Annotated in this window: 11 protein-coding genes; 9 read left to right on the plus strand and 2 right to left on the minus strand. The window is 68.0% G+C overall.

Annotated features, from left to right (window positions below; all coding sequences use genetic code 11):
- Nucleotides 1-41: 41 nt before the first annotated feature.
- Entirely contained in the window at nt 42-749 is a 708-nt protein-coding gene (locus tag BST38_RS15185; RefSeq protein WP_083144151.1) for an LpqN/LpqT family lipoprotein, read from the plus strand.
- On the opposite strand, the gene BST38_RS15190 is transcribed toward BST38_RS15185, so the two are convergent.
- Entirely contained in the window at nt 739-1,587 is an 849-nt protein-coding gene (locus BST38_RS15190) for a shikimate 5-dehydrogenase (RefSeq protein ID WP_083144152.1), read from the minus strand. The two genes, BST38_RS15185 and BST38_RS15190, sit on opposite strands and share 11 nt — an antisense overlap.
- A complete protein-coding gene (pat, locus tag BST38_RS15195) occupies nt 1,587-2,585 on the minus strand; it encodes an acetyltransferase Pat (RefSeq protein WP_083144153.1) in 999 nt (332 codons plus the stop codon). Before pat ends, BST38_RS15190 begins: the two co-directional genes overlap by 1 nt.
- A 130-nt stretch (nt 2,586-2,715) precedes the next feature.
- Between pat and BST38_RS15200 the strand changes: the two genes are divergently transcribed.
- From BST38_RS15200 to BST38_RS15235, 8 genes are all read left to right on the plus strand, one after another.
- The gene (locus tag BST38_RS15200) at nt 2,716-3,798 is read left to right on the plus strand and encodes a GGDEF domain-containing protein (protein WP_083144154.1); all 1,083 of its coding nucleotides are present in this window, start codon (nt 2,716-2,718) and stop codon (nt 3,796-3,798) included.
- A gap of 22 nt (nt 3,799-3,820) precedes the next feature.
- Nucleotides 3,821-4,246, plus strand: coding sequence for a cupin domain-containing protein (locus BST38_RS15205; RefSeq protein WP_083144155.1), 426 nt, complete (start codon nt 3,821-3,823; stop codon nt 4,244-4,246).
- 14 nt (nt 4,247-4,260) lie between these two features.
- Nucleotides 4,261-4,647, plus strand: a complete 387-nt coding sequence (locus BST38_RS15210) for a carboxymuconolactone decarboxylase family protein (protein WP_083144156.1) — start codon at nt 4,261-4,263, stop codon at nt 4,645-4,647.
- A complete protein-coding gene (locus tag BST38_RS15215; protein ID WP_083144157.1) occupies nt 4,644-5,522 on the plus strand; it encodes an NAD(P)-dependent oxidoreductase in 879 nt (292 codons plus the stop codon). The genes BST38_RS15210 and BST38_RS15215 overlap by 4 nt, the downstream gene beginning before the upstream one ends.
- 48 nt (nt 5,523-5,570) lie before the next feature.
- On the plus strand, nt 5,571-6,053 hold the full coding sequence (locus tag BST38_RS15220; RefSeq protein WP_083144158.1) for a MarR family winged helix-turn-helix transcriptional regulator: 483 nt from the start codon (nt 5,571-5,573) through the stop codon (nt 6,051-6,053).
- A 25-nt stretch (nt 6,054-6,078) separates the two neighbouring features.
- Nucleotides 6,079-6,513 carry a DUF5313 domain-containing protein gene (locus BST38_RS15225; protein WP_083144159.1) on the plus strand — a complete coding sequence of 145 codons (435 nt, stop codon included), beginning with the start codon at nt 6,079-6,081 and terminating at the stop codon, nt 6,511-6,513.
- A 25-nt stretch (nt 6,514-6,538) separates the two neighbouring features.
- Nucleotides 6,539-7,810: a cytochrome P450 gene (locus tag BST38_RS15230; protein ID WP_083144160.1), complete on the plus strand. Its 1,272-nt coding sequence runs from the start codon at nt 6,539-6,541 to the stop codon at nt 7,808-7,810.
- A 290-nt stretch (nt 7,811-8,100) separates the two neighbouring features.
- Complete coding sequence (locus BST38_RS15235; protein WP_165761597.1) at nt 8,101-8,631, plus strand: helix-turn-helix domain-containing protein; 531 nt, start codon at nt 8,101-8,103, stop codon at nt 8,629-8,631.
- The last annotated feature ends 66 nt before the right edge of the window (nt 8,632-8,697 follow it).

Below are 8,697 nucleotides of genomic sequence, written 5' to 3' on the forward strand. Positions count from 1 at the left end.
CCCGAAATCCGCCTTTGGCGCCCCGACGAACAGGAGACGACGTGACCTTCGCCAACCGGGCCGGCCTCGCCGCGATCGCACTCGCGGCCGGAATCGGACTGACCGGCTGCGGGTCGGAGACCGCAGGCGACGCGACCTCGGCCGACGAGACGTCGGCGACGGCGGAGACGACCGTCAGCAGCACCTCCGAAGCGCCCGCGTCGGAGGCCCCCGCTGCCGGTGCCGACATCACGGTCGAGCAGTACATCGCCGAGAACGGCATCGAAGCGACCACGATGCGCAAGGGCGATCCTGGCGCGCCGACGGTCACGCTGCCGTTCCCGCCGGGATGGGTCGCGGTGGGCGACTCCGCTCCGGAGGGCGCGTTCGACGGCATCATGTTCACCGGCGATCCGCCGGCCCCCGCGCCGGCGACCATCGTCGCGTTCGTCACCAAGCTGACCGGCGACGTCGATCCGGCCAAGATCCTGGAGTACGCCCCGAAGTCCACCCTGGCACTGCCGGGCTTCCAGGGCGCCACGTCCGGGCAGCCGGGCAATCTCGGCGGCTACGACGCCACACAGATCGGCGGGTTCTACAAGAAGGAAGACGGCGGCCCCGACTGGCTGATCGCCGAGAAGACCGCGGTGATCCCGACCGACGGCGGCGTCTTCATGCTGAAGCTGACCGCCGAGGGCCCCGAGGATCTGGCAGTCCAGTTGATGGAGGCGACAGCGGCCATCGACGAGCAGACCACGATCACGCCCTAGAGATCGCCGACGCCTCCGCGATCTGTTCGCGACTCGGATGTACCCCGGTGTATCGCGCGAACTGCTCGGCGGCCTGCAGCGCGATCACCTCGGCTCCGGTGACGACTCGAACGCCCGCGGCACGCGCCGCGCGGATCAGCGGCGTCTCCGACGGGATCGCGACCACGTCGAACACGGTGTCGGCGGCCGCGATCGTCGTCTCGGCGAACGCGACGTCATGCTCCTCCGGTCCGCCGGCCATCCCGATCGGGGTGACGTTGACGATGACGTCCGCAGTCGCCGAACCGAGTTCGGGCAGGTATTCATAGTCGAGTGTGTCGGCCAGCGCGGTCCCGGACTCGACGTTGCGGGCCACGACGACGCCGGTGTGGAACCCCGCGTCGACGAAGGCGCGGCCGACGGCTTTGGCCATGCCGCCGCTGCCCCGGATCAGCACCGCACTGTCGGGATCCAACCGGTTGTCGCTGATCAGTTGCCGGACCGCGAGATAGTCGGTGTTCGAGGCGGTGAGCCGCCCGCCCGGCACCGACACATCGTTGACGATCGTGTTGACCGAACGGATCGCCTGCGCGGACGGCTCGATCTCGTCGACCAGCGTGAGCACGTCCTCCTTGAACGGCATCGACACCGAACACCCACGGATCCCCAGCGCCCGCACGCCGCCGATCGCCGCGGCGATGTCGGTGGTGGTGAACGCCTTGTAGATGTAGTCGAGGCCGAGCACGTCGTAGAGATGGTTGTGGAACCGGGTGCCGATGTTGCTCGGCCGGCCCGACAGCGAGATGCACAGCAGGGTGTCCTTGCTCAGCGGCGGCCTGCGCGAGGCGCCGTCGGGCATCAACCGACCGCCCGGATCACCTGCCGCGCCACCCCGCGGATCTGGTAGGCGAGCTCACGGCTGATCGTCAGATCCTCGACTTTCGGGACGGGGATCTCGGTGACGACCACTCCGAGGTCGTCGCGACGCCAGTGCGCGCCGAACCGGTCGAGGATCGCGCGCATCGCGAAGTTGTCGCTGAGCACCCGTGCGGTGAACCGCTGCACCCCGTCCCAGCTCGCGGCGACCGAGATCGCCGCCATCAGCAAGGTGCCCAGGCCGCGACGCTGATACTCGTCGGCGACGATGAACGCGACTTCGGCCACGGTCGGATCGTCGACCTCGCGGACGAACCGGACGTCGGCGACCACCGGCCCGTCGATGCCGTCGGTCAGCACGAACACGAAGTGGTCCTGGTAGTCGACCTCGAACAGGTACGCCATCAACGCCCGCGTCGGCGAGCGCACTGATTGGAAGCGGCGGTAGAGCGTCTCGTCGGAGAACTCGACCTGCCCGCTGCTGGTGCGTTCGATGTCGCCGGGCAGCACCGGCCGCAGGTACAGCACGGTGCCGTCGCGTGCCTGCACCGGGATCGGGGTGATGAACGCCGCGAGCCGCTGCCGCGCGATGCGCACCAGTTTGGCCATCATTCCCGGGATCTCGAGCATCGTCGCGAACGCTTCCCGCCCGCCGACCCATCCGCTCAGCGGTTCGGTCGCGACGACGGTGGCGGTGCGCGGCGCATCGCGCAGGAGCGCGATCTCCCCGACGATCAGCCCCGGTTCGAGCGTGACGACGGTGTCGTGGCCGTCGTCACCGGTGTGTGTCACCTCGGCGCGCCCCGAACCGACCAGCAGGAACGACACGGCGAGCTCACCCTGCTGCATCAGCACCTGGCCGGGGGCGGCGTCGAGCGGCCGCAGCTGGGCGGCCAGCGGCGCGAGCGCCTCTGACGGGATCCCGTCGAAGACGGCCAACGCCGCCAGGTCGTCGGCTCGGACATCGGTCACGCCGGACACGCTTACGAGGCTACGGGCGCGCGGGAAATTCGGGCAAGGATGCGGCAAGACCGCCGTCGGGTACCGATTGCGGGAAAACGCCGCCGCCCTGCTTGGATGGCGACAGTCAACGGCGACGAGATGGTGTGGGATGTATCGATACGCGGATCACTACGACTGGTTCAGCGGCTTCCTCGAAGCCCGTTCCGTCGCGCGCTACGTCCGTGCATTCATCGTCACGCTCGCCCTGTTGATGACGGGATCGGTGCTGCTGCTGCTGACCTCTGCAGGCGGCCCGACCGGCGGACTCCAGAAGGCGATGATGTGGGCGGCGGTCGGCGGAGGACTGGTGGCCGCCGCGCTGTGGGCGCGTCGGTGGCCGCGCCGGGGACAGTCCGCGGCGTTCGCGGCGGTGACGACGATGTCGATCACGTTCGCCTGCCTGGCCTATCCCGATCCACTGGCGGGCCTGTTGGGCTGTATCGCGTTCACGACGATCGGCGCCTACCTGGCGTTCTTCCACTCCACGAAGTCGGTGCTGACGTTCGTCGCGATCGCGTCCACCGTGGCGCTTGCCCAAGCCGCCCAGATGGCCGTCGACGGCCGCCCCGCGCTGGCCGCCGTCGACTTCTTCATGATCGTGCAGGCCAACATCGCGATGCCGGTGGCGATCCACGGCCTGCTGCGGGCGTTGCGCGGTGACCTCGTGCTCGCGCAGGCCGATGCCGATCACGACCCGTTGACCGGGCTGCTGAACCGGCGGGCGTTCCGCAGACACACCCTCAACCTGCTCAGCCGCGGCGGTCCGGGACGGTACCTGAGCATCGCGATGGTCGACCTCGACGACTTCAAGGCCCTCAACGACGCTCTCGGCCACGCGGCCGGGGATCAGGCACTGATCGCCGTCGCCCAGGCGCTGCGGGCACGCACCGCGCCGAGCGCCGTCATCGCCCGCGCCGGCGGCGAGGAGTTCCTGATCGCCGACGTGACCCCGGCGGATCATTCGCGGCAGAGCTATCAAGAGGTCTGCGACGCGATCGCCGACCTGGACGTGCCCGTCACCGCCAGTGTCGGAACGGCCGTCGCCTTCGTCGACACGGCGACCGAGGGCGACATCGACACCGTCGTCGATCACCTCATCGAAACCGCGGATTCGGCGATGTACCGTGCGAAACGTAACGGGGGCAACCAATGTCACCATCACGGCATCTGGCCGGGCACGGCCGCGTCGTGATCGGAGAGGAAAGCGAGCGAGCGTGCGGACGTTGATCACCGGAGTGGACGCCGACGGCAGGTCCTGCGTCGTGAGTCAGGACGAGCTCGCACTCGACGAGCTGGCACCCGGCTTTGCGATGGGTATCCCGTTCGCCACCACCGCTTGTCCGCCGCCGGCCCGCCCGCCGGGCAGCGCACCGCTGATCGACCAGGGCATCGCGCCCGGGCTGGCGCGGTGGATGGTGGTCGAGCTCGGCCCGGGTTCCGAGACCCCGATGCACCACACCGACACCCTCGACCTGGAGACCGTGCTGTCCGGCAGTGTCGAACTCATCCTCGACGACGGCGCCCACCACCTCGACCAGGGCGACCTGGTCGTGCTGTCCGGTGTCGACCACGCGTGGCGGGCCGGGCCCGACGGCTGCCGGCTCAGCGCGGTGCTCATCGGCACTCCCCCGCCGGCCTGAGACCGGAGCACCACATGGACCCGCAGACCCACGAGCGCGGCCGGGAGATCCGGACTCGGGTACTCGGCGCGGAGTACGTCGAGCGCGCGGCCGCCAACGCCGACGAATTCTCCCAGCCACTGCAGGATCTCGTCACCGAGTACTGCTGGGGCGCGGTATGGGGCCGCGACGGGCTGGCGCCGAAATCGCGCAGCATGATCACCCTCGCGATGATCGCGACGCTGAACCGGCCGCAGGAGTTGGCAACCCACATCAAGGGTGCGCTGCGCAACGGGGTGACACGCGACGAGATCCGCGAGGTCTTCCTCCAGGTCGGGGTGTACGCCGGAATCCCCGCGGCGGTGGACAGTTTCCGGATCGCGCGGGCGACCTTCGCCGAACTGGACGGCGATCAGCCGTGACGTTGGGATTCGTCGGACTCGGCAACATGGGTTTCCCGATGATGAGCCGGCTGGTCGCGGCGGGTCACCGGGTCACGGTCTTCGACACCGATCCCGACGCGGTGGCGCGCGCCGTTCAGGTGGGTGCCGAGGCCGCCGGGTCGGCGCGGGAGGTGGCCGACCGCGCGGAGTCGGTGTTGGCGAGCCTGCCGACCCCGCAGGTGTCCAATGCCGTCGCGCGCGAGGTCGCCGACGGGTCGCGGGTGCGCCGGTTCGTCGATCTCTCCACGGTGGGACAGCAAGCAGCGCAACGCAATTGCGACGTACTGCGGGGCAGCGGGATAGCCGCGCTGGACAGCCCGGTCAGCGGCGGTGTGCACGGCGCCGAAGCAGGCACGCTCGCGGTGATGGTGTCCGGACCCCGCCCGGAGTTCGACGCGCTGGCGACGGTGTGGCCGACGCTCGGACGGGTCACGTTCGTCTCGGAGACCCCCGGCGCGGCGCAGACCATGAAGCTGATCAACAACATGATCGCCGCGACCGCGCTGGCCGTGACGGCCGAGGCCGTGGTGATGGGCGCCAAGGCCGGCCTCGACCCGCAGGTCATGGTCGACGTGCTCAACACCGGCTCCGGCGGCACGCACGCAAGTCGCGACAAGTTCCCGCGGGCGGTGCTGCCCCGCACCTTCGACTACGGGTTCGCCACCGGGCTGATGACCAAGGACGTGCTGCTCTACCTGGCCGAGGCGCAGGCGCTGGACACCCCGGTCGCGCTGGCCGAGTCCGTCGCCCGGGTCTGGCAGGCCACTCAGGACGAGGAAGGTCCGGCGTCGGATTTCACGTCGGTGGTGAAGCCGATGGAACGCGCCGCCGGGGTGACCGTCGGCCGTCGGTGACGCAATCGACATTGCTAGTGCCCTAATGATTAGGGCACTATCGATCGTATGACCCTCACCGCGGAGGACGTCGATCCGCTTGCCCTGGAACGGCAGGTCTGCTTCGCGTTGGCCGCCACCAACCGGGCCGTGCTCGCGCTCTACCGGCCCTTGCTGGAGCCGCTGGGCCTCACCCATCCGAAGTACCTGGTGATGCTCGTTCTGTGGGACCACCAGAAGATTTCCCCGTCGACCTCGTTGTCGGTCAAGAAGATCGCATCCACCCTGCAGATGGATTCGGCCACGCTGTCGCCGATGCTCAAGCGCCTGGAATCGCTCGGCCTGATCTCGCGGGCCCGCAACGCCACGGACGAGCGGTCCACCGATGTGACGCTCACCGACAAAGGGCTCGCACTGCGCGAACGCGCGCTGGAGATCCCGGAGAAGGTCGTCGCGCGACTCGGGATGAGCCTCGCCGAGCTCGAGCGCGTCCACGAAGTCCTGACCCGTCTCAACGCCGCCGCCGTGCGCGGCGGCGCGCTGCAGTCCTGAATTTCCCAACCCCCGAGGAGCATCCATGGCGATCGAAGAACCGGCCGGCACCGACAAGCCGAGCTTCTGGCAGTACCTGGGGTACTGCTACGGCAAGCGGCTGCCGAAATCGATGAACCGCTGGGTCGCCGAGGATCTCGCCGGCGAGGGCGCCATCCGCAGGCACATGATCCGCTGGGCGATCCCGCCGCTGCTCGTACTCGCCCCGCTGTGGCTGCTGCCGGCGCCGATCTACATGCGCCTGGAGATGACGGCTCCGATCTACATCTGGGCGTTGCTGATGGCGTTGGCGCTGAACAAGGTCTGGCGCAGGCACCGGCTGGCCAAGCACGGCCTCGATCCGAACCTCGTCGACGTGATCCAGCGCAAGAGGGACGCGAAGATGCACGACGACTACATCCGCAAGTACGGGCCGCGCCCCGAGGACTCCAAGACACAGTCGAACAGCAGTCCGTTCTGAGGTTTCGGCCCCGTATGGTCTGACCATGCCGAACGTGGGCCGTGTCGATTCAAATGAGGATGTCGACCTGACCGAGGATGTCGATTTAACCGACCTGGACCGGTTCACCTCCGGGTTCCCGTTCGAGGTGTTCGACGTCCTGCGCCGTGACGCGCCGCTCTGGTGGCATCCTCCGACCGAGCACACCCCGGGCGGCGAAGGATTCTGGGTGCTCAGCAGGCACGCCGACATCGTCGCCGCGGCCGCCGACAGCGAGACGTTCTCGTCGGAATCCGGCGGGGACCGCGAGGGCGGCGGAACCACCCTGGAGGACATGCCGACGGGGTTCGCCGTCGGCGCGCTGCTCAACATGATGGACGATCCGCGGCATGCGCAGTTCCGTCGACTGCTCACGCCGAGCACGACGCCGCGGGCCCTGCAGGCCATCGAGGCCGACCTGCGCCGCCGCGCCATCGACATCGTCGACGCGGCAGTCGCCAAGGGGCAGTGCGATTTCCTGATCGACGTCGCCGCCGAACTGCCGCTGCAGGCTGTCGCCGAGTTGGCCGGTGTGCCGCAGGAGGATCGGCACGAGCTGATGAACTGGGCGAACGTGACGCTCGACTACGAGGAGCGCGAGATCGGGGAGATCAGCGACCGGGTGGCGCAGGCGCAGGCCCAGATGTTCACCTACGGCACCGCGCTGCTGGAGCGCAAGCGCCGGGAACCGCCGACCGACGAGCTGCTGTCGATCGTCACCCACGCGCTGATCGACGGGGAACCGTTGAGCGAGAACGAGCAGCGGATGTTCCTGAGCCTGATCATCGCCGCGGGCAGCGAGACGACCCGTAACTCGATCGCGATCGGCATGTCGGCGCTGAGCCAGAAACCGCAAGTGTGGGAACAGATTCGGCAGGACCGTACGCTGCTGCCGACGGCCGTCGAGGAGATCCTGCGGTGGGCGTCGTCCACGCCGTACAACCGGCGCACCGCGACTCGGGACGTCGAAATGCACGGCCGGCGGATCAGGGCGGGCGACAAGGTCAGCCTGTGGTGGGCGTCTGCCAACCGCGACGAAACGGTCTTCGCCGATCCGTATTCGTTCGACGTATCGCGTAACCCCAACCCACACTTGGCATTCGGCCGAGGAACGCACTTCTGCCTGGGCGCGTCGCTGGCCCGCATGGAGATGCGGGTGATCTTCGACGTGCTGCTGGATCGGGTGCGGCGGGTGACGGTCACGGGGCCGATCGAGTACGTGCGCAGCAACAAGCACAGCGGCGTCCGGCACATGCCGGTGTCGATCGAAGGCCGTTAGGGCGGGTGTAGCCACCTGCGAAGGGGCGTCGAGTCTGAACTTGTTGGCGAGTTTCGGGCGGCGGGTTCAAGGGGTGTTTGCAACAGTCTCTGCTTGAGAGGCTGTTATGCGTCCATCTCCGTTGTCCTGGTTACGTCGTCGGTTCTGGGATGCGATTCGTTGTGGTTTGACTGCGCGTGAAGCTGCTGTGGCTGTCGGCGTGTCGGAGAACTCCGGTGTGAACTGGTTTGCCGATGCTGGTGGGGTGCGACCACAGTTTTCCTGATGAACGGCCCCGGCAACGTCCTAGATTGACCTTCGAAGAGCGCGAGGAAATCGCGCTGGGCGTAGCAGCTCAGGAGTCGATTCGCAGCATCGCTGATCGGTTAGGTCGTGCGCCGTCAACGATTTCGCGCGAGATCGCCAACAACGCGGTGCGCGCCGGCGCTGCCAGGTACCGATCGCATTGTCAGTTCGGTGCACGGTGGCGCGGCGGGCGCGCCCCGGCCCCTCGGTACAAGGCCACGGTGGCCCATCACCGCAGCGTCACTCGCGCGGCGCGGCCCAAGCCCCGCAAGGTGGACCTGTGTGCACCGTTGCGCGAACAGGTGCAGACTCGATTGATCGACGAGTTTCACAGTCCAGCTCAGATCGCTGCCCGGTTGCGGCTGGACTTTCCTGCCAATCCGGAGATGTGGGTGTCACACGAGGCGATCTACCAGGCGATATACGTTCAGGGCAAAGGTAGCTTGCGCCGCGATCTGCACACCTATCTGCGGAGGGCTTGTCAAGATTTCTGTGTAAGTAGTTGTGGCCGTTTTGGTTTGGTGGGTGTTCTCTAGAGTGGGAGTCGGTCGGGGAATTGGATGGCGAAGGCGTTGAGTGCTTCGGTCCAGCGGTAGGTTCCT

This window comes from Mycolicibacterium parafortuitum, assembly GCF_002086815.1.
Lineage (GTDB): Bacteria > Actinomycetota > Actinomycetes > Mycobacteriales > Mycobacteriaceae > Mycobacterium > Mycobacterium parafortuitum.

Excerpts from the sequence above, each read along its gene's own strand:
- BST38_RS15190 (WP_083144152.1), bottom strand. The coding sequence starts at position 1,587 with ATGCCCGACGGCGCCTCGCGCAGGCCGCCGCTGAGCAAGGACACCCTG.
- BST38_RS15200 (WP_083144154.1), top strand. The coding sequence starts at position 2,716 with ATGTATCGATACGCGGATCACTACGACTGGTTCAGCGGCTTCCTCGAA.
- BST38_RS15210 (WP_083144156.1), top strand. The coding sequence starts at position 4,261 with ATGGACCCGCAGACCCACGAGCGCGGCCGGGAGATCCGGACTCGGGTA.
- BST38_RS15220 (WP_083144158.1), top strand. The coding sequence starts at position 5,571 with ATGACCCTCACCGCGGAGGACGTCGATCCGCTTGCCCTGGAACGGCAG.
- BST38_RS15225 (WP_083144159.1), top strand. The coding sequence starts at position 6,079 with ATGGCGATCGAAGAACCGGCCGGCACCGACAAGCCGAGCTTCTGGCAG.
- BST38_RS15230 (WP_083144160.1), top strand. The coding sequence starts at position 6,539 with ATGCCGAACGTGGGCCGTGTCGATTCAAATGAGGATGTCGACCTGACC.